Genomic DNA, 21,671 nt, shown 5'->3' on the forward strand with positions numbered 1-21,671 from the left:
CAAGAGAAAAGCCTGACTTTAGTCTCAATTTTTAGTCGTGACAGACACTTCTATAGAGAATATCGTCTTTTGCTAAAATGCGTAATCGCTCAAACTGCAAGGTGCGCTCTGACGATAATGGCAAGAGCTCGGCTGTCTCGCAATTCAGCACGTGCGCTTTTACCGAGACATGATCAATGTGTTGTTTTTCAAAGCGGTACAGAATAAATTCTGCCAGCTCCATCCCATTCAGTTCAGACTTAGCGATGTTATTCGTATCCAATACACTAAACGCAATCGTCATAGGAAACCAATAGGTCCAAGGACGCCAAAACACCTGCCCCTCTTCTGTGGATACAACCACTGTCCCCTCAGGTTGACGCTGTTGCTGATGATCGAACCAGTCGTACTCATAATAAATTTGATAAGCCAACATCCCCATACCTGCAAACACAGGAATAATCCACTTTGGCACTTTATTACGTGTCAGTTTACGCAGAATTAACGCGATCCCCGCCGCACCTAATCCTGCAAACACAATCGCGATTATTGTCCAAATCATGCTTAACCTTTCCTGAAATAAGTCGGGCCTCCGTTTGGAGGCCCGCTTAGAAGACCCTAACTTACAGCCTGCGCTGTGCTAGGTTCTATTATGCTCAGTGATCAAGAGCAGCGCCAGCACCTTTTGGTGTACGAACGCTTTCAACCAGATCCTGAATTTCTTGTGGTGGCTCCTCAGTTGCCAAAGACACTGCATAGGCGACTGCGAAGTTGATGATTGCACCAATGGCACCGAAGGACAGAGGTGATACACCGAACAACCAGTTATCTGGTGTATTGGCCAACATGTTCGTACCTGGAATAAAGAACCATCCCAAGTAAGTGAAGATGTAAACCAATGTAGAGATCAAACCAGCAAGCATACCTGCGATAGCACCCTTGTCGTTCACACGCTTAGAGAAGATACCCATCATCAATGCAGGGAACAAAGAAGCTGCCGCAATACCGAAGGCCAACGCCACCACCTGTGCCGCGAAGCCGGGTGGATTGAGTCCAAGGTAGGTTGCTAAGAGGATCGCACCCGCCATGGAGATACGCGCCGCCATCATCTCATTCTTTTCACTGATATTCGGGTTAATGATATTCTTGATTAAGTCATGACTGATCGCTGACGAAATCGCGAGTAACAAACCTGCTGCCGTTGAAAGTGCTGCTGCAATACCGCCCGCTGCAATCAAACCGATTACCCAAGGTGGTAAGTTCGCAATTTCAGGGTTCGCCAGTACTAGAATATCGTTGTTTACCGTTAACTCATTGCCGTTCCAACCACGTGCTTGTGCCGTTGGAGCAAACGCCGCATTGGCATCGTTGTACATTTGGATACGGCCATCGTTGTTCTTGTCTTCCCAACGAATCAGACCTGTTTGTTCCCACGTTTTCACCCACTCTGGACGATCCGCATAGGCCAATGCATCAGCCGTTGGGCCTTCAGGGTAGATAGTGTTAACAAGGTTCAAACGAGCCATAGATGCAACAGCTGGAGCCGTCAGGTACAACAAGGCGATGAAGATCAAAGTCCAACCTGCAGACCAACGCGCATCAGCAACCTTTGGTACAGTGAAGAAGCGAATAATAACGTGTGGCAGACCTGCTGTACCGATCATCAGAGACAAAGTGAACAATACCATGTTCAGTTTGTTATCAACGTCAGCGGTATAGTCGCGGAAGCCCAATTCACGTACCACTTCATCGAGTTTTTCCAACAGAGGCATGCCAGACTCAACATGAGTACCAAACAAACCTAACGGAGGAATTGGATTGCCTGTGATTTGCAAAGAAATGAACACAGCTGGAATGGTGTACGCAACAATCAACACCACGTACTGAGCCACCTGAGTGTAGGTAATCCCTTTCATACCGCCAAATACGGCATAAAGGAATACGATTGCCGCTGCAATCCAAATACCTGCCGCTGAGCTGACTTCCAAGAAACGAGAGAAAGCTACACCAGCGCCTGTCATTTGCCCGATAACGTAGGTCACAGACATGATGATTAAGCATATAACCGCTGTTAATCGTGCACCACGGCTGTAGAAACGGTCACCAATGAAGTCAGGCACCGTAAACTTACCGAACTTACGCAGGTAAGGTGCCAGCAGCATCGCCAATAACACGTAACCACCTGTCCATCCCATCAAGAAAGTCGAGTTAGCGTAACCGCCCGCTGCGATCAAACCCGCCATTGAGATGAAAGATGCAGCTGACATCCAGTCCGCAGCCGTCGCCATACCGTTAGTGATGGGATTTACACCCCCACCCGCAACGTAGAATTCCTTTGTTGACCCAGCACGTGCCCAGATCGCGATACCTATATAAAGAGCGAAGGAGGCGCCCACAAATATAAGATTGATTGCAAATTGACTCATGCCGTTTACTCCTCGACACCAAATTCTTTATCGAGCTTGTTCAATCGCCACGCATAGTGGAAAATGATCGCGATAAAGGTGAGGATCGAACCCTGTTGTGCAAACCAGAATCCTAGATCAGTTCCGCCAACCGGAATACCGGCTAACATAGGACGAAGGAGTATGGCGAAGCCATACGATACTAGAGCCCAAACAACGAGACTCCAGGTGATAAGGCGAACGTTCGCCTGCCAGTATGCAGCTGCATTTTGCTTATCATCTGCCATGGTGACTCTCCATTTTTTTGTTATTGGAGTTGAGAAAAATACAGTTTCAATCTAACAAAGGTCACCCGTAAAAGAAAAGCCCCGACTTTAGTCTAGAAACCAATGATTTAATTGATGATTTCAGAAAAAACCTAATGATTTCTGACACTAGAGCGTGACACGTCCGAATTGTCGATGATCAAACCTTTAGTCAAACACGACAATGGTATAATAGGTTGAAATCAACTAGATGTGATCCTATGGGATTATCGGTACACTAGCCTTCTACTTTGATATCAGGATATCGCGATGCTGTCTGGCGGATTAATCATACTTATCTCTGTCGCCTACTTAATTCTACTGTTTGCAATTGCCTACTACGGTGATAAAAGCTCCACCGGACAGCGACTGGCCAACCATCCGTTAATTTACTCATTGTCGCTAGCGGTGTATTGCTCATCGTGGACTTTTTATGGTGCCGTAGGTCGAGCGTCCACCACGGGTTGGGAGTTTGCAGCCACCTATCTAGGACCTGTGCTTGTGTTTATTTTTGGCTGGCGCATGATCGAAAAGATCATTCTCGTCAGCAAACAACAAAACATTACCACCATCGCCGACTTTATTTCCTCCCGTTATGGAAAAAGCCAAAGCCTTGCTGTTCTGGTCACACTAATCGCTGTCTTAGGTACCATGCCCTACATCGCGCTGCAACTTAAAGCGGTTGCCCTTAGCTATAACGCGATTGCACCTGGGGCAACAGAAGCGCTCAGCAAAGGTAGTGATACCGCATTATTTGTGGCGTTACTCATGGGGATTTTCGCCGTGCTGTTTGGTACACGTCATATCGATGCCACTGAACATCATCCCGGTATGGTGCTGGCGGTTGCGTTTGAATCCATTATCAAGCTAACGGCTTTTTTATCTGTCGGTTTTTTTGTCACCTTTTATTTGTATGATGGGTTAGGGAACACGCTCAGCCTGATCTCTGACCAAATTCGTTACACCCCAACCTTTCAATCCCCTTTTGCTGGCAGTTTTTTGACAGAAACAGTGCTTGCCTGTGCCGCTGTGATTTGTTTACCGCGCCAATTTCATGTCACAGTCGTTGAAAACACCCATCCTAAACATTTATTAATGGCTCGCTGGCTTTTCCCGTTATACCTCATTTTACTTGGGCTGTTTGTTTTACCGATTGCCGTTGCAGGTATGGATATTTTTGCGGGCAGCACAATTGATGCCGACTCCTACGTACTCATGCTCCCCCTCGTTGCTGGATGGGAACATCTTGCCGTTTTCGCGTTTATCGGCGGTTTGTCGGCGGCCACCAGCATGGTCATCGTCGCCAGCATTACGCTCTCGACGATGGTCTGTAACGACATTGTCATGCCTTTATTACTACGTATTCGCTGGTTACGTTTATCGAAATCGGGCGATCTGGGTGCGCTCTTACTTCGTGTGCGTCGCATCACGATATTGGGATTAATGATTCTTGCCTATTTTTACTACCGAATATTTGGCGATCACGGCTCGCTCGCATCATTTGGTTTATTGGCATTTGTGGCCGCGATCCAATTTTTGCCCGCTATTATTGGCGGTATTTATTGGAAAGAAGGCACCCGACAAGGTGTACTGGCAGGCATGATCGCAGGTATGATTCTATGGGCCTACACACTGGTTCTACCGACCACTCGTGCCGCCTTAGACATCCCGTACGCACTTACCGACCTCATTCCATCTGATACGCCTTCATGGTTAGAGCCCACCGCACTTTTTGGCATTACTGGTCTCGACCCTCTCACACATGGTGTCTTCTGGAGCCTGTTCTTCAACCTGTTCTTTTTTATCTTCATCTCGCGCATATCCCGTAGCCGCTTGGTTGATCGCATTCAAGCGACCGCCTTTATTAACGTTCACAATAAAGACATCAGCGATCAATCTCGACTCTTTGGGCATGTCACGGTTGAAGACTTAGAAATGCTGAGCGAGCGCTTCTTGGGGGCTAGCCGTACACGCCATGCCTTTACAGGGTTTGCGCTACAACGAGGGGATCACTACCCTTTACCGGGCGACAAAGCCAGCCCGGAACTCATTCAATACACGGAGCGCATGCTTGCTGGCGCCATCGGTGCCTCGTCAGCACGCATTGTCATGGACTCTACCCTACGCGGTAAAACCATGATGATTGGTGATGTCGTGACCATCGTAGACGAAGCCTCAAAAGCCTTGCGTTTTAATCGATCCTTGCTGCAATCGACCATTGAAAACATTGGACTGGGCATTAGCGTAGTTGACCAACAAATGCGCTTAGTCGCTTGGAACCGTAAATACATTGAAATGTTCAACTACCCAGATGGGTTGATTTGCATTGGTCGTCCCATCGAAGATGTCTTCCGCCACAATGCCAAACAAGGCGAATACGGCCCCGGCGACATTAACGAACACATCAAAGCACGAATCGCTTTGCTGCTCGACAACAATCCCCACTCATACGAACGGATGCGTCCTGATGGTAGCGTGTTGCAAATTCGTGGCAATCCTATGCCCAATGGCGGCTATGTCAACACCTATATGGACATTACCGATCACAAAGCGATTGAGGAGGCCTTGCGTGAGAGCGAACAAAATATCCGCATTTACACCGACAACGTGCCAGTTTTAATTGCCTACTTAGATCCGCAAATGCGTTACTTATTTATTAACAAAGCCTATGCCGACGTCTTTGGCTTAGATCGTCACCGTGTTGCAGGCATCCCTTGCTACAGCGTCCTCACACGTGAAGAATATGAATACCGCCGCTACTATATCGATAAAGCCCTTTCGGGTGAACGACAGCGCTTTGAAACAAAGTTACCCACAAAAGATGGCAGTGATCGTTTTGCCGAAGTGACGTACATTCCGCATATGGGGGAGCATGGCGATCTATTGGGCTATTTTACCCTCTATCAAGATATTACCGAGCGCCGTATTGCGGAATTGGCCCTACAGGAAACCAATGAAAATCTAGAGCAACGCGTACGCGAACGGACGCAAGCGCTCTCGGTCGTCAACAAAGAGTTACGTAAAGAAAACACCATACGTGCTCTGATAGAAGACGAACTTCGTCAAGCCAAATCCGACGCAGAAGCGGCCAACTTAGGCAAAACCCGCTTTTTAGCGGCAGCCAGTCATGATTTACTGCAACCCTTAAATGCAGCTCGCTTATTTATCTCGGCGCTTGCACAAAAAACCTATGAGCCCGATGTCAATCAACTGGTCGAAAATCTAGATGGCTCGTTACGTGCGGCAGAAGAGCTAATCACGACTATTCTCGACATCTCTAAACTGGATGCAGGCGCGTTAGAGCCTTCACCCAGCCATTTTTCCTTGTCCAACTTGATCAATAACCTAAGCACCGAATTTAAAGCACTGGCATCTGAACGTAACCTTGAGTATCGGTACGTCTGTTCAAAGCAAGTGATTTACTCCGATCCAAAACTTTTGCGTCGAGTTTTACAAAACTTTTTATCCAACGCCATGCGCTATACGAAAACGGGCAAGGTACTGTTAGGAGCAAGACGCGAGGGACACTATTTGCGACTTGAGGTATGGGACACAGGCGTAGGGATTGCTGAAAACAAGATCAAAGAGGTCTTTGAGGAATTCAAGCGCATCGACAACCCTCGTCACAGCGAAGTCAAAGGACTGGGACTCGGCTTGGCTATCACGGAGCGTATTGCACGCATGCTGGGTCATGACATTAACGTCCGCTCATGGCCCGGAAAAGGCTCTGTATTTAGTGTGCGCGTCCCCTTAGGCGATCCGGCGCTTGAAGTGAAAAGTAAACCTGAAAAACGAGGCTGGATTCGCAGTAAAGGACTTAATGGCATACATGTCCTCGTGATTGACAATGAGCCCAAAATTCTTGAAGGCATGAACGCCCTGCTCGAAGGTTGGTCATGCCACGTTTTAACAGCGCTGAATGCAGACTCAGCCGAACAGGCGATTCGTGAGCGTAATTTTACACCGGATATTATTCTGGCCGATTATCATTTAAGCGATGTTCATACGGGCGTGATGGCGCTTGAGCAACTCAGTGAACTTTGGCGCCAACCTGTGCCATCGATTGTGATTACGGCAGATCGAACCGAAGCCGTCAAAGATGAAATTGAGCAGATAGGCGCACAGTTATTAACCAAGCCCATTAAGCCAGCCGCACTGCGTGCGATGATCAACAAATTAATTGCTCAAAATCGAGAGGAATAGCTAACCTTGGCTTAAGTGGCTGATGCCATAACGTAAAAGACCCCCTTAGGGGTCTATTCAAAGATCAATGGATTTTACATCCCATCGGTTTTGACAGGCTCAACCCCTAAACGCTGCGCTGCAATCACCGCTTGGGTGCGGCTGTGAACACCGAGCTTGCGAAGAATGGCTGTCACATGTGCTTTGATCGTTGCTTCTGACACACTCAACTCATAGGCAATCTGCTTATTCAGCAAACCTTCGGTCAACATAGTCAGCACTCTAAACTGCTGTGGCGTTAAGGATGCCAAGGCTGACGCAAACTTATAGTCCTCTTCCGGTAAATCCGCGACACTGCTGATTTCCTGTGGCAACCACTCTTCACCCTCCAACACCTGTGTAATCGCTTCCGAAATCACCTCTAATGGAGAAGACTTAGGAATAAACCCAGAGGCACCGTAATCCATCGCACGTTTCATCACATGGGGTTCTTCACTACCCGACACCACTATCACAGGCACACCTGGATGCTGTCCACGTAAAAACACCAATCCAGAAAAGCCATGTGCGCCAGGCATATGGATATCCAATAGAATCAAATCTGCATCAACATGCTGCTCAGCAGCGCCTTGAACCGCCGAAAGTGAGTCAGCCTCCACGATCTCAACGCCAGGGACTGCTTGCATAACCGCTTGTTTCAGAGCTGCGCGAAACAGTGGATGATCGTCAGCAATGATAACCTTTTGTGCTAATTGCATGGTATTCCTCTCTCAGACCCGCTTTCTTATGATTGCATAATAGCATCACTTTAAACGCAAAACTCCCCCCTAGCCAAGCCAGGAGGGAGTTAATTTAGGTCAAAACGCTTAATTAGCTCTTACGGTTTAAACGATGTTCAATCAAATCATCAACCACCGATGGGTCAGCCAGCGTCGAGGTATCCCCCAATGCACTGAAATCATCTTCAGCAATTTTACGCAAAATACGACGCATAATCTTGCCTGAGCGTGTTTTTGGCATGCCAGGGGAGAATTGAATTAAGTCAGGTGATGCAATTGGACCGATCTCACTGCGAACCCAATTACGCAGCTCTTTCATAAGCTCATCAGACTGCTCATAGCCCGCTTTCAAGGTCACATACACGTATATGCCTTGACCTTTGAGTTCGTGCGGATACCCCACCACGGCAGCCTCAGCTACGGCTGGGTGTGCAACCAACGCCGACTCAACCTCAGCCGTACCCATACGGTGACCGGACACATTGATTACGTCGTCCACGCGGCCTGTGATCCAGTAGTAACCGTCCTCATCGCGACGTGCGCCGTCACCTGTGGTGTAACTACCTTTAAAGGTTGAGAAGTAGGTCTGCACAAAACGCTCGTGATCGCCAAAAATACTGCGGCTTTGACCAGGCCAAGAGTCTGTAATGACCAGATTGCCTTCACCTGCTCCAACAACTTCTTTGCCTTCATTATCAACAAGGGCTGGTTGAACACCAAAGAATGGACGTGTCGCTGAGCCTGGCTTCGTCGGCGTCGCACCCGGTAATGGCACAATCATGATGCCACCGGTTTCTGTCTGCCACCATGTATCCACGATTGGACACTTGCCCTTACCAAAAATACGGTGGTACCAGGTCCAAGCTTCTGGGTTAATTGGCTCACCTACCGACCCCAACAGCTTCAAGCTGGATAGATCTGAATCGCCCAACACATCCTCACCCTGTTGCATCAGCGCACGAATCGCCGTTGGAGCGGTGTAGAACTGGTTAACTTTGTGTTTTTCGATTACACGACCAAAACGACTGTTGTCAGGATAGCTTGGCACACCTTCAAACATCAGCGTGGTCGCACCGTTGGCCAAAGGACCGTACACAATATAGGAATGGCCTGTTACCCAACCCACGTCAGCCGTACACCAATAAACATCTCCTTCGTGATAGTCAAAGATGTACTCATGCGTCATGGACGCATAGACCAAGTAGCCGCCAGTGGTGTGCTGTAAGCCTTTAGGTTGGCCTGTTGAACCGGAGGTATACAGAATGAACAAGGGATCTTCAGCGTTCATTTCTTCAGGAGGACAATCAGTAGAAGCGGCCGCACAGACTTCGTGACACCATACGTCACGGTTTTCGTGCCAAGCAACGTCTTTGGTTGTGCGCTGAACCACGATCACAGTTTCAATGCAAGAAGCGGCACCGTGCTCGTCAATCGCAGCATCTACGTTGGCTTTTAATGGCACTTGTTTGCCACCACGCAGTGAATAATTTGAGGTCACTACCAACTTAGACTTCGCACCGATAATACGGCTCGCTAATGCCTCTGGTGAGAAACCACCAAACACGATGGAGTGTATTGCACCGATACGCGTACAGGCCAACATCGCCACAGCCGCTTCTGGAATCATCGGTAAATACAGGGTAACCACATCTCCTTTTTGGATGCCTTGCGCTTTTAGCGCATTGGCAAAGCGACAAACGCGCTCATGCAGGTCACGATAGGTGATTTTTTCATCTTCTTCGGGATTGTCGCCTTCCCAAATAATAGCCACTTGATCACCACGTGTGGCAAGGTGACGATCTAGGCAGTTAGCAGACACGTTTAATGTGCCGTCTTCGTACCACTTGATAGACACATTATGTGGATCGAAGGAGGTGTTTTTAACGCGCGTGTATGGCTTAATCCAGTCAATACGCTTGCCTTGCTCTCCCCAGAAAGCTTCGGGATCGTTAATTGACTGCTCGTACATTGCTTCGTATTTAGCGTTATCGATATGTGCGTTTGCTGCAAACGCTGGATCTACCGGAAAAACGTTCTGATCACTCATGTATATGCCCTTAGCTTGAGATTTGTTTTTATACCGCCCGATACGCTGTCTTTTTTGTTTTTATTGCGACTAACGCAAAATTCGCATGGCTTTAATACGTTTATACAGAAGCTTACCCTCGGCCTTAATTAGACATTGGTCTCACCAATCTTTAACTATAGAACTAAGACCGCGAATATGCGCGTAAAACGGCGCTAACGTAATGACCTACATTGAATTTCTCTTAAGTCGTATTTTTCGATAAATCCCCTCCGTTCGACTAATGTGCAAGCGCTAACAACCGCGCTCTGATGATCTAACAGCGCCGCATCAAGACAATAGATCCTCTAAATTGATGCCCTGCTCACGCATTTTAGCTAATTTATAGCGCAAGGTACGAGGACTGATGCCTAGATGCTCAGCGGCAAGCTTACGACTGCCTTTAAAGCTCACCAAGGCATCAATAATAATTTGATTTTCATGCTGACGTAAATCCTGATCCAGCGCCCCCCCTGTAGATGACTCAAGGATTGTAGGCTCCACAAGGGTGGGTTTTACGTCCTGCGACGGTGTTGATGTTGAGCCAAGGTGTCGCATTGGAATGCTGGCCACCCCCATATGCAAATCATCTGGTTGAATAACCGACCCCATTTGCAAAATCAACGCGCGCTGAACCGTGTTGTCCAATTCACGAACATTGCCAGGCCAAGCATAGGTTTGTAAGCGCTCACAGGCCGCCTCACTCAAACTCGCCAATGAACGCTTCATTTTTTTACAATGTTGAACGAGCAAACGCTTCGCCAGCGGTACAATATCCTCCACACGCTCACGCAGTGGCAGCCATTGCAACGGAAACACATTTAAGCGGTAATAGAGGTCTTCGCGGAATCGACCTTCTGCGACATACTGCTCTAACTGTCGATTACTGGTGGCCAGGACACGTACATCCAGCTTGATCAGCTTGCGACTGCCAATTCGCTCTACCTCTTGCTCCTGTAACACTCGCAACAGCTTAGCCTGCAAGCCTAATTCCATTTCACTGATTTCATCCAGCAACAAGGTGCCACCATTGGCCTGTTCAAACTTACCCGGCACACTGCTCAAGGCACCCGTAAATGCGCCCTTCTCATGACCAAACAGTGTCGCTTCCAACATGTTTTCGGGAATTGCCGCACAGTTAATCGCCACAAAGGGGGCCTGCGCACGAGCAGAATGCTGGTGTATGTAACGTGCCAACACCTCTTTACCCGTTCCAGACTCACCCGTAATCATCACCGTTGAATCAGTTTGCGCCACACGCTGTGCGATCTGCAACAAATGCTGACTGGCGGGAGACTCTGCAACAGGCGTATCCACCTGACCAGCCACCCAGCCTTTTGTGTGCGTCAGTACCAGCTCTACTAGCTGCTGCGGCTCGAAGGGCTTCATCAAATAATCCACGGCCCCTGAGCGTATGGCATCCACCGCACGATCAACCTGCCCATAGGCGGTGATTAACGCCACAGGCAGCAACGGAAAACGTTGTTTAATCTGCGCCAACAACTGATGGCCGTCCATCCCCGGCATATTGACATCGGTAACGACCATATCAACACGGGTATGCTCTAAACATACTAGGGCGTCTTCTGCTGACCCAGCCTCGACAAAGCCAATTTTGGCTAAGCTTAAGGTGTCGCACAAGGCCTCACGCAATCCCAAATCATCCTCGACGATTAACACCTTCAAGGACATACGCAACCCCATTTTAATTTAATCACTGACATTTTCTGCCTTTCACGCTGAGCGCTAAGCTTTAATTGGTAAAATAAAGGTGGCACAAGTACCCTCTCCCAGCACGGATTGCAACTCAAAACGGCCATGGTGCGCCCTCGCCATCACCTGTGCGATGGCCAATCCCAAGCCCGTCCCATGCGTTTTAGTGGTAAAAAACGGTGTTTGTACCTGCTCAAGCAACTCCGGCGCAATACCAGGCCCCTGATCTTGTACCGACAGATGAAGACTCCCCTCCTCTTGCGCCAAGCGAATACTCAGCTCGGCTCCCGGACCCGTTGCCTGCAGCGCATTGTTCACAAGGTTCAATACCGCACCCAACAAAGCCTCTAGATTGCATTGAATGGAGGCATCGCCCGCCAGATTGATGAACTCACAATCCGCATCGTACTGACTCAACGGCTGATCCAGCAAGTCTTCAATGGCGACCAACAGAGCCTCTGCCGTCACTTGATTATCAAGGCGTGTTTCACCACGCGCAAAAATCAACATGTCGCGTACTTGTTGTTCAAGATGCGTTAGATTCGTTTTTACCTTGCCCGCAAACTTGATACGCTGCTCGTCTTGTAAACTCGGTGACATCAAATGGGATGCATAAATCAAGGCCGTGGATAAGGGTGTCCTCACTTGATGTGCCAAGGACGCCATCATTCGACCCATTTCAGATAAACGTTGATAATGATGTAAACGTGCTTGCAAATCCCGAGTTTGAGTCTGATCGGTAATAAACACCAGCTGCCCCGGCTCATCCGGTAAGGCCTCTGTCGCCAAACTCACGCGCTTGCCGTTTTTTAACGACACTTCATGACCATCATCGGGCCGTGGTGCAAAGCAGGTTTGAATAATCGACAACCAAGCCTCATCCTGCAACTGCGTTCCAAGCAACTGCTCCGCAGCGGGATTACACTCCGCAATACGGCCACGGTTGTCGATCACCAACACCCCGCCGGGCATTAAATCAATCAACTCACGCAGGCGTGCCAAGGCTTTTTTTTCCTCTTGCAGTGCCGCAACCTCATGCTCCAAGGCCACTATCCGTGCCTGCAACGCGTGCTCTGCCTCACTCATGCTCGTGAAATTCCATACTTACGCATTTTCTCTACCAGAGTGGTACGTCGAATCTGCAACTGTTGCGCCGCACGCGCGACCACTTGGCCTGCGCCGTCCAATGCTTGCTCAATCAATTGTCGCTCTTGCTGCTCCAAAAAGGACTTTAGATCGATGCCCTCATCTGGCAACTGCAAAGCAGTCACCAAGGATCCCCCCCCTTTTGAGTCGGTGTTGGCTGCCTGCAAGGCTGGTGATGGCATCACACACTCATCCTTCACAGGTGTCAGATAATGATTTGGATTGGGCTCAGGGCAGTGTCGGAATTTTGGCGGTAACTCCGAGACACCAATCACGCGATTAGGGTGCAGAATCGACAGGCGTTCAATCAGGTTCGCCAATTCGCGCACGTTACCTGGCCAGGTATGGCAGCGCAGGGACTCCAGAGCAGCCGGATGAAACTGTATCGGATCTAAGCCCTGTGCCGCCAAACGTTGCACCAGTTCATTGATCAGCAACGGCAGGTCTTCAATGCGCTCACGCAGCGGCGGCACTTCGATAGGAAAGACGTTTAAACGATAATACAAATCCTCACGGAACTCGCCCTCGTGAATCATGGTTTCGAGATGCTTGTGTGTGGCGGTGATAATGCGTACATCCACCTCAATCGTCTTGCTGCCCCCGACCCGCTCAAACTGGCGCTCCTGCAGCACCCGCAGCAACTTGACCTGCATCGGCAAGGGCATATCACCAATTTCATCTAAAAATAAGGTGCCGCCATTGGCCATTTCAAAACGCCCCGCTCGGCTGCTAATCGCCCCGGTAAATGCGCCACGTTCATGACCAAACAACTCGCTTTCTAGCAACTCCGCTGGGATAGCACCACAGTTCACAGGGACAAAGGGCTGACCCTTCCGATCCGAATGTTCATGCAAGGCGCGTGCAATCACTTCTTTACCCGTACCCGACTCACCTGAAATCATCACACTGGCATCTTTACACGCCACCCGGTGCACAAGGCTTCGCACCTCACGAATTTTAGGGCTCTGTCCAACAAACCCCGCTAGGTCTTTTGCCCACAACTCCTGCGCAACCGAGCGCTCGCGCCAAACTGATGCTTGATGCAAGGTGTCCATTAAGGATTTATAACGAAAAGGGGGCGACCACAAACCCAGCACACCTAAATCCCGTGCGGTATCGGTTTCTAACTCTGTCCATTCACACAACAAGAGTTTGGGAATTAAATGCTGCTTGTCGGTTAATGCAGCCATGAGTTTAGCGGGCGACAAGGGCAAACGACTGTACCCCATCAACACCAATCCAATATTGGATAGATTGAAGGTATCACCCTGTTGCAACCACGTGACAAAGTCAAAATTATGACAGTGAATATCCAGAAAGGCTAAGCAGGTTTGCACTGCTAAACGCCGCTCTGGATCGTCATCGAGAAGTAAAACGTCAAAATTATACGTCGTCATAGCCCAGTGTTCAGCAAATTGAATCGCACTAGGGTAACGTGTATCTGAGTTTTGTCAATCGTTTGACGGTTTAATCCCGGGCAATCGCACTAACTGATCAAATTCAGTGCCAATCCGGGGTGGTGGTACCGCTTCCGTGGGACACGCTTTGCGTCATCCATGACCGCTCAACTGCCGCCGTCCTGGCGGCAGATGGTCCCTCGGCAGCGGTACCACCACCCCTCTAGAAAAGGGTGCTAACCGAGAGAAGTGTCGGGCCTGTGTTCTCTCTCCGATAATCCTGATATGTGACGTTGGATCAAGCGTCACTTGAAGTACCTAGGTGCAGAGATCAACCCAGACAAGCTAAACAGCTTAATAGAGAACAGAGATATGCTAGCAGAGAATTTAAGTGAACAGATCGCAGAGATTCAAAGAAAAGCCCCTAGGCAACGGAGTCACACTAGGGGCAAGGGAGGAGATGAGTACGTGACTAGCCGTTACGGTATTCGATAGGCATTTCGTCCCAGCCTTGTTTGATTTCAAGAAGGAGATTCATGATTTCCTGTGCTTTTTCAGCATCGTTTAAGCGATTTGCTTGTAGCGATGTTTCCAACATATACACATAAAGCTTATCGAGATTACTAGCAACCTCTCCACCTTCTTCAAGGTTTAGGTTATCACGCAGGGCAATCAAGATATCATTACCCTTATTCAAATGTGCGGCACGCGCATCAATTTCATTGCGCTCTATCGCCCCCTTGGCTTTGGCAAAGGCTTCCAACGCTCCAGTCAATAACATTGAAATAAGTTTGTGCGGAGAAGCGGTCTGCACCGTTGAATGAATGTCGACTTGCTTATATTGCTGTAAAGCTTTAGGTGCGTTCATAGTTAGTTACCAAAATCTGTTATTAACGTCGCTTAGCTGTGAAAGGTAAACGATCAAGCAGTCCATCTAACTGATCGCCTGTCGCCTGAAAATTGGAGATTATACGCTCCATTGCAAGAAATTGTGCTTGTAGCTGAATAAATCGCCGATCCATGCGTGTATCTAACTTTTCTCGCTCATCTCCGATCAAGGTAAGGTCACGATTTAAGCTCGACTCTCGGCTATCAATCGCCCCATCCTTCGCCAAAAAGTTGGCAACCAGTCGATTCAATTCACCACTTAACCCTTGCGAGTAATCAATGGTAGCAGAATAAGGGACACCCGAAGCCGACTCGGATATTGTAAAATTAAGACCATAGGCCGGAGAGTTCAATGCAGGTAGCAAGACGTTTCCTGCACCAAAGCCAGCCACCCCATTAATGGTACCCACTACATCTTTACCCGCTTGTCCGGCTCTAACGGCCAAACCAATATTATCCTGCGCCTCGCCACTCACATTCGTAAAGACAACGTTTGACGATTTGCCGTACTCGCGAGAGGTAAAGGTAAACGATGAACTTGCCGTATCATACGCAACATCAATACCCGCTGTCGGGCCACTGAACTTAGAGTCGGCGTTTATCAGTGACTGCATATCAGCCGCGAGTTCTTCTGCCGTATTATAGGTTTTGTTCTGAGGTAACTGAATCAACCCAGACTCTATACCGTTAATCCTTAAGCGAAAGCTGAAATCATCCGTACCCGTTGAAAAGGCTTGAAAACCACTGTCCAACTCATTGCCTGTGTACTTGCCTTTTTCAGGTGCAGTGGTTATTTCTATCTCATACCGCCCCGCCTGAGCATTGCTTGCCGCGGTGCCTAAGGTTCCTGTCACAGATGATGAATTAGACTTAATCTGCGGTGAAAATATCGCAGCGAGCTTGTCGAAGTTGTTATTAATGGCTGCGCTAAACTCTTTTTCATTAATCGACAGCGTGCCATCCAATTCGGTTTTGATTCCCAAGGTTGCTAAAGACGAGAAATCTGAATTAACACCCGGCACTGAGGACACCAACATTTCACGTAAACGCGAAACCATGCTTTTCGCAATACCATCGGATGCCAAATCACCCTTGACTAACTGGTTAGTCTCATTACGACTATACCCAGTCAAGTCTGTGGCTAACTTGTAAAAGGTATTAAAGCCCTCAACAAAATCACGAATGGCCTGTTCGCCCGTGCCTTTGTCTTCGGTAATGGAAAAGTTGATAATTTCACCTGGGCTTTGCTTATTGATCGTGAACTCAAGCCCTGCTATGACGTTTTTGATTTCGTTCGAATCACGCTTAATTTCCAATCCGTTGATTTTCAAACTAGCATCCGTTGCAGCCTGCCCTTGCGTCAACGTTTTGCTGGTTTCGTTAAAATTAAACATCGAAGACAAGGCAGGCCCACTGCCGCCCGTATCGGTCGCGGTAACGGACAACGCATTCGCCTCACCCGTCGGAGAGGAAATCATCAGACGAAACTGCCCACCATCCTGGATAATAGACGCTTGCACACCTGCGTTAGCACGGTTGATGGCATCTCGCACACCTTCCAAACTATTGTTCGTGGCATCGATGGTAATCTGTAAGGTCTCTTTAGACGTATTGCGGGTAAACTCAGTTTCCCCTGTGTTCCAAGTGCCAAAATTAATTTCTAAGGTACCTGTCCCGATTTCGGCCCGTCGATCCGAGACAATGCCAGTGGCTAATGACTGTGACCGCGCTAAGGCTAGCACTTCGACTTGATAATTGCCCGTTACGGCATCGGCATCTAATTTGGTAGGCGTGACGGTATTGCTTTCGGTGAAAGATACACTGCGCGCACTAAAGGTATTCGGATCGCTTAAAGGACGCAATAAGCTTTGAAACTCAGATAAGCCACTTTTAAACACCCCATAGCCTGAAATCTGCGCTTCAAGATTGCTTTGCTTTTTATCCAAGCGCGATTCCGCAGGCTGACGCTCAATCGCAACCAAATCACTGACCAGTGTTTTGGTATCGATACCAGACCCTGCCCCTAACGCTGTGACCAGATTTGTACTCATGCTCCACCTCGATGCCTGCTTAACTCATGTACGATCACTTACATTGAAGCTGTACTAGGCCTTATCGTTAAACAGTAAACCCACCATTCCCTCTAAATACTCCGCAAACTTTAGAGTTTCCTCCGTCGGAATTTGACGGATCACCTCACTGGTTTGCACATCCACTACGCGTACCACGACTTTTTCTGCGCTATCGTCCACCGAGAAACTCAACGAACGCTGACCGTCTCGCATCATATCGTTTAGCTTATCAATTGCTTCTTCAAGTTTCTCAATCGAAAGGACCTTGTGTTCTTCCGTTGTTGGTGCATTTACTGAAGAGACGTTAGATGACTCGGAAGAGTTCTTAGTCGACATAGCCGACGAAACCTCGTTCGTCTCTACACGCGAAGACACCGAATCCGGTCGCGACTGGGACGCGGAGGGCGCGATTGCAGCGGCATTCATGCTTTCAATCGACATAACACACCTCGCTGTTTAAAAGATAAATGCCACCCGTTAGGTGCAGGTGGCATTTTAGAGTATAACCTAATGTCTCTTAATTACTGAAGAAGAGACAGTACCTGCTGTGGAGCAGCATTGGCCTGAGCCAACATCGCACTACCCGCCTGCTGCAACACCTGAGCGCGTGACAGCGCTGCTGTTTCAGCCGCAAAGTCCGCATCCTCAATCCGTGAACGTGCAGCTGCAGAATTCTCGGAAATGTTCGACAGGTTGTTAATGGTGAATTCTAAACGGTTATTAACCGAACCAAGATCACCACGAGTCGAGTTCACCTGCTCCAACGCTGTGTCGATAATATCGATTGCTTTTTGAGCGCCTGCTGCAGTTGATATATCGATGTTAGCGACAGAGTTACCGACGGACTTGGCATTATTGGTTTCTAACAATCCAGTCTTAGCCAAAGTTGCGGTATCACCTAGCTCAATTTTAATTTCTTGACCACTAACAGAATCAAGTTTAAGGCCGAAATCTGTCCCTATCTCCACTTTACTTGCCACTACACCTGTCTGATCACTGACTTTATTAATGGCTGCTACTAAAGCATCGGTATTATTTTCTGAAGATGTACCAGCCGCCGAGTTCTCGACTGCAACATTCACACCGTTAATTTTGATATCGCCCTCAACGATATCTAATGCTGCACCACCTGCAACAGCTCCTCCTGTAATGTCTGCACCCTCTCTTGCTTGAACACCTATATTGGTTACGGCAGCAGTACCCGCTACAGTTCCAGTTGCTTGTATCTCAATATCCACATTTTTTACATTTGGGTCTGTAATAGTGAACGCGAGTTGCGCTTGACGTGTCGCACCAGTGGTACCAAAACCAACTGCATTCGAGCCAGCTTGTTGATCAGCATTACCAGCAGGAGTAGTACCTGACCCCAATACACTGATAGTAGCACCAGTATCATTTGACAAAATCAAGTTCCCATCATCATTAAGCTCAGCTTTTATCAGTCCAGCACCTTGAGCATTAATTTTATCCACTACCTCTTGCATACTACCTGTATCAACGATTTCTATCTGATTAGCTTCTGTTGATGGCCCAACAATTGAAATCGTTAATTTATCACTACCACGAATAATACCTGTACTTGTTCCGGTCGCTTCTAACTCAGTGAATGCACTCACAGTAACACCTGAGACATTTGAGTTGATTATATCGAGCGACTCTTTTAAGTTTGAAGTAGAGCTCAAGTCACCGATATTTTGCTTATTGATTGAGACTGTTAAATCATTTGCTCCATCACTACCACCGGTAATAGCGTTAAGTGCTGTATTACCACCTACCAACATAGCACTAATCAAATCACCCGCAGGCTGACCACCCAAACCTTTCGCATCTAATTTACCCACTTCAAAGCTAATCAGCTGGTTGGATTCTGAACCGACCTGCAGACCGACCTTTCCTAAAGTACCGTCTAATAACTTTTGACCGTTGAAACTGGTGGTTTCTGCGATACGTGTCAACTCTGCTTTCAATTGAGTGACTTCCGCATTCAGGGTTGAACGGTTACCAGTATCGTAGGTTCCGTTCGCAGACTGCACAGAGAGCTCACGCATACGTTGAAGTATGTTGGTGGTTTCTTGCAATGCACCCTCAGCGGTCTGGATCATGGAGATACCGTCATTGGCGTTACGCACGGCCTGATTCAAGCCTTTGATTTGTGAAGTCATACGGTTTGCAATTGCCAAACCTGCAGCATCATCCTTAGCGGAGTTGATACGCTTACCACTGGTAAGACGTTCCATCGAGTTTTTCAAATCAGTCTGAGACAGGTTCAACTGACGCTGTGCATTGAGTGACTGAATATTTGAGTTAATTACCATAGCCATGAGAGTCTCTCCTCAGAGTGCATCGGAATGCCCGTATGCGTCTTTATTCATCAACAGCTGACTGGCATGTCAACTGAGCTTATGATCTCTATATCGCCCACTTTGTCAGAACCTTTAGAACTTTTTTCATCTTTGATTCAAAGCACCGTGGTTGAATTCAGTTATCGACTCGCGCACACTTAACTTTAGCAAAAATGTTTATTCTATCTTTGGAGACGCGTGCATGACCTTAATGTCCCTAGCCGAAAAGTTATCGGACCTGACCCGACAAGCGCTGTCCTATACAGATGCAAGGGATTGGGCAGCGCTCGAGTTGCTGCAAAATGAACGGGAAAAGCTCTTGCTGCAACTACGCGATCACATCTCCGAACGCCCCGTGCAATCCGAAAAAGAAAGCCTACGTTTGGCTGAAATTCTGAAACAAATAAAAGACGCTGATCAAGGCATGAGCCAACGCATAGAACGACTCAAATCCGAGTTGCTTGATGAAAACCATGATTTGAAAAAAGGACAGCGCATGCAGAAGGCGTATAAGCCGTTGGGTTAAGGCGGTGTATGAACTTTGGACGGGCCCATAAACTTGCAGCCAGGTTGCTGACTCTGTTTACACACAGGCTTTTGCTTTATACGTTTAGTTCAATGCAAACCCCGAAAGGCACTCTGCCCATCACTTTCAGAGAGTGCATGCCGCATGGATGCGGCATTCAAGCCTACACGGACGTATTTACGGCGGCTCTCTGGAAGGGGTGGGTAGAGTGCCTAAGCTAAACAGTCAGCTAGCTCTACTAAAAAATCAGTGGTTAGCTTTAAGCCTCAACTGTTCAACCTGGTCCACACTTAAACCTGACAGCTCTGCAATCATCACATCGTCCATTTCGGTCTGGGCAATAAGCTTAAGTGCCGTTTCACGCATCAGGGCTTGGCGACCTTTTTCAATGCCTTGCTCAATGCCTTTTTCAATGCCCTGTTCAAAACCACCTTCCCTCGCTTCCTTCAACAAGGTCGCTTCATCATGCATCGCCCGTTGACGCACAAATGCCAATCGACGCTCTTCATCATCTGCACTAATCATCTTCAATCGCTCCATTGCCTTTTTAACTGGCTCATAAGGTATATCCACCATCTGAACCAGACTCTGCCAATGCTCCAGAAACTCAATCCAAAACCTCAAAGATCCCGAACTCAACTCTAATCGATCCGCCTTTTTCAGTTCGATCAAATTGACCTGCAATTCGTTCCCTAAGCGCACATCCGGCTGCTTTTCATCTCGCATTTCAAAACGCCAAACCGCCTGTTGCTGCTGAGCCTCATTATCCATAAATAAATCAAAGTCCAGAAGATGGATCCCAACCGCTGCTTGCAGCTTGGCATAATCCATCCCCGCATCCAACTGCTCACTCAACATCCGCGCCAAATAATACGCGCTGCGCTTACCCCATGCATTGTAACGGCGTACCTGCATCTCAATATTATAGCGGTTATTCTCCGCATCCTGCGCCAGCACATCGAGAATGATGTATTTGCCTGTCAACTCAGCTGGATTAATACTCGGATTTAACACCTCTACCGATGTAATACTCGGCAAATCTGGCCGCACATCATTGATCAAATGTACCAACAAATCTGGCGCTTCAGCAAAAATGCGCTTAAACACATAGTCATTACGGGGGTCTAACAAATCGAAGTTTTGCATGATGATCATCCTGATCTTTATATTGTTTATCCTTTAAAAGCCGTAAACCCAACTCAATGGCTGAACTTACTACCTAAACTTTAATGCTTTTAAAAAGCCAAGTACACCACAACACTCTCAAAGGCACTCTACCCATCACTTTCAGAGAGTGCATGCCGCATGGATGCGGCATTCAAGCCTACACGGACGTATTTACGGCGGCTCTCTGGAAGAGGTGGGTAGAGTGCTTAAGCCAAACCATTGGCTTTGTGCCCCACTAACAAATCAGTGGTTGGCTTTGAAACTCAGCTGAATGACCAAATCGATGCTTCAACTTAATCTCCCAAAGATGATAAAACACTTCCATATCAGATTAGTGCTTACCATCGTCTCGCAAAGTCATAACCTCTGATTCACTCAAACCCGACGCCTGCGCAATCTGTGCATCGGTTAAAACATTCATTGATATTAAATTTAGAGCCGTTTCACGCATTTGGACTTGGCGACCTTTTTCAACGCCTTGTGCAATGCCTTTTTCAATTCCTTGCTCAATACCTTTTTCGATACCTTGCTCAATACCTTTTTCAATGCCCTGCTCAAAACCACCCTCTCTCGCTTCTTTCAACAAGGTCGCCTCATCATGCATCGCCCGTTGACGCACAAACGCCAACCGACGCTCTTCATCATCTGCACTAATCATCTTCAATCGCTCCATTGCCTTTTTCACTGGCTCATAAGGTATATCCA

Annotated in this window: 15 protein-coding genes and 1 pseudogene; 2 read left to right on the top strand and 14 right to left on the bottom strand. The window is 47.9% G+C overall.

The features are described from left to right. Positions 1 to 31: 31 nt before the first annotated feature. From F5971_RS17405 to F5971_RS17415, 3 genes are all read right to left on the bottom strand, one after another. The gene (locus tag F5971_RS17405) at positions 32 to 541 is read right to left on the bottom strand and encodes a hypothetical protein (protein ID WP_193496341.1); all 510 of its coding nucleotides are present in this window, start codon (positions 539 to 541) and stop codon (positions 32 to 34) included. A 94-nt stretch (positions 542 to 635) separates the two neighbouring features. Beyond that, on the bottom strand, positions 636 to 2,405 hold the full coding sequence (locus tag F5971_RS17410) for a sodium:solute symporter family protein (protein WP_036514183.1): 1,770 nt from the start codon (positions 2,403 to 2,405) through the stop codon (positions 636 to 638). A gap of 5 nt (positions 2,406 to 2,410) precedes the next feature. After that, positions 2,411 to 2,671: a DUF4212 domain-containing protein gene (locus tag F5971_RS17415; protein ID WP_036514185.1), complete on the bottom strand. Its 261-nt coding sequence runs from the start codon at positions 2,669 to 2,671 to the stop codon at positions 2,411 to 2,413. A 288-nt stretch (positions 2,672 to 2,959) separates the two neighbouring features. Here F5971_RS17415 and F5971_RS17420 point away from each other — a divergent pair, with 288 nt between their 5' ends. Continuing rightward, on the top strand, positions 2,960 to 6,892 hold the full coding sequence (locus tag F5971_RS17420) for a hybrid sensor histidine kinase/response regulator (RefSeq protein WP_193496343.1): 3,933 nt from the start codon (positions 2,960 to 2,962) through the stop codon (positions 6,890 to 6,892). A 74-nt stretch (positions 6,893 to 6,966) separates the two neighbouring features. Here F5971_RS17420 and F5971_RS17425 read toward each other — a convergent pair whose 3' ends face one another. From F5971_RS17425 to F5971_RS17465, 9 genes are all read right to left on the bottom strand, one after another. Continuing rightward, a complete protein-coding gene (locus F5971_RS17425; protein ID WP_036514187.1) occupies positions 6,967 to 7,629 on the bottom strand; it encodes a response regulator transcription factor in 663 nt (220 codons plus the stop codon). Positions 7,630 to 7,741: 112 nt separating this feature from the next. Beyond that, positions 7,742 to 9,697 carry an acetate--CoA ligase gene (gene acs / locus F5971_RS17430; protein WP_193496345.1) on the bottom strand — a complete coding sequence of 652 codons (1,956 nt, stop codon included), beginning with the start codon at positions 9,695 to 9,697 and terminating at the stop codon, positions 7,742 to 7,744. 309 nt (positions 9,698 to 10,006) lie between these two features. Then, complete coding sequence (locus F5971_RS17435) at positions 10,007 to 11,407, bottom strand: sigma-54-dependent transcriptional regulator (RefSeq protein WP_193496348.1); 1,401 nt, start codon at positions 11,405 to 11,407, stop codon at positions 10,007 to 10,009. A 54-nt stretch (positions 11,408 to 11,461) separates the two neighbouring features. Further along, the gene (locus F5971_RS17440; protein WP_193496350.1) at positions 11,462 to 12,514 is read right to left on the bottom strand and encodes a sensor histidine kinase; all 1,053 of its coding nucleotides are present in this window, start codon (positions 12,512 to 12,514) and stop codon (positions 11,462 to 11,464) included. Further along, entirely contained in the window at positions 12,511 to 13,971 is a 1,461-nt protein-coding gene (locus F5971_RS17445; RefSeq protein ID WP_193496353.1) for a sigma-54 dependent transcriptional regulator, read from the bottom strand. The genes F5971_RS17440 and F5971_RS17445 overlap by 4 nt, the downstream gene beginning before the upstream one ends. A 472-nt stretch (positions 13,972 to 14,443) precedes the next feature. Continuing rightward, positions 14,444 to 14,839: a flagellar export chaperone FliS gene (fliS, locus tag F5971_RS17450; protein ID WP_193496355.1), complete on the bottom strand. Its 396-nt coding sequence runs from the start codon at positions 14,837 to 14,839 to the stop codon at positions 14,444 to 14,446. A 22-nt stretch (positions 14,840 to 14,861) separates the two neighbouring features. Beyond that, positions 14,862 to 16,910, bottom strand: coding sequence for a flagellar filament capping protein FliD (gene fliD / locus F5971_RS17455; protein WP_193496358.1), 2,049 nt, complete (start codon positions 16,908 to 16,910; stop codon positions 14,862 to 14,864). 54 nt (positions 16,911 to 16,964) lie between these two features. Beyond that, a complete protein-coding gene (locus F5971_RS17460; RefSeq protein WP_193496360.1) occupies positions 16,965 to 17,372 on the bottom strand; it encodes a flagellar protein FlaG in 408 nt (135 codons plus the stop codon). Positions 17,373 to 17,452: 80 nt separating this feature from the next. Further along, positions 17,453 to 19,252: a flagellin N-terminal helical domain-containing protein gene (locus tag F5971_RS17465; RefSeq protein WP_193496362.1), complete on the bottom strand. Its 1,800-nt coding sequence runs from the start codon at positions 19,250 to 19,252 to the stop codon at positions 17,453 to 17,455. A 223-nt stretch (positions 19,253 to 19,475) separates the two neighbouring features. Here F5971_RS17465 and F5971_RS17470 point away from each other — a divergent pair, with 223 nt between their 5' ends. Beyond that, on the top strand, positions 19,476 to 19,799 hold the full coding sequence (locus tag F5971_RS17470; protein ID WP_193496364.1) for a flagellar protein FliT: 324 nt from the start codon (positions 19,476 to 19,478) through the stop codon (positions 19,797 to 19,799). 246 nt (positions 19,800 to 20,045) lie between these two features. Here the strand turns inward: F5971_RS17470 and F5971_RS17475 are convergent, their stop codons facing one another. Together F5971_RS17475 and F5971_RS17480 are read right to left on the bottom strand one after the other, a co-directional pair. Then, on the bottom strand, positions 20,046 to 20,945 hold the full coding sequence (locus tag F5971_RS17475; RefSeq protein ID WP_089503654.1) for an Rpn family recombination-promoting nuclease/putative transposase: 900 nt from the start codon (positions 20,943 to 20,945) through the stop codon (positions 20,046 to 20,048). Between the two features lie 352 nt (positions 20,946 to 21,297). After that, positions 21,298 to 21,671: pseudogene (locus tag F5971_RS17480) on the bottom strand (hypothetical protein); the annotation flags it as partial.

This window comes from Nitrincola alkalisediminis (assembly GCF_009821115.1).
GTDB lineage: Bacteria > Pseudomonadota > Gammaproteobacteria > Pseudomonadales > Balneatricaceae > Nitrincola > Nitrincola alkalisediminis.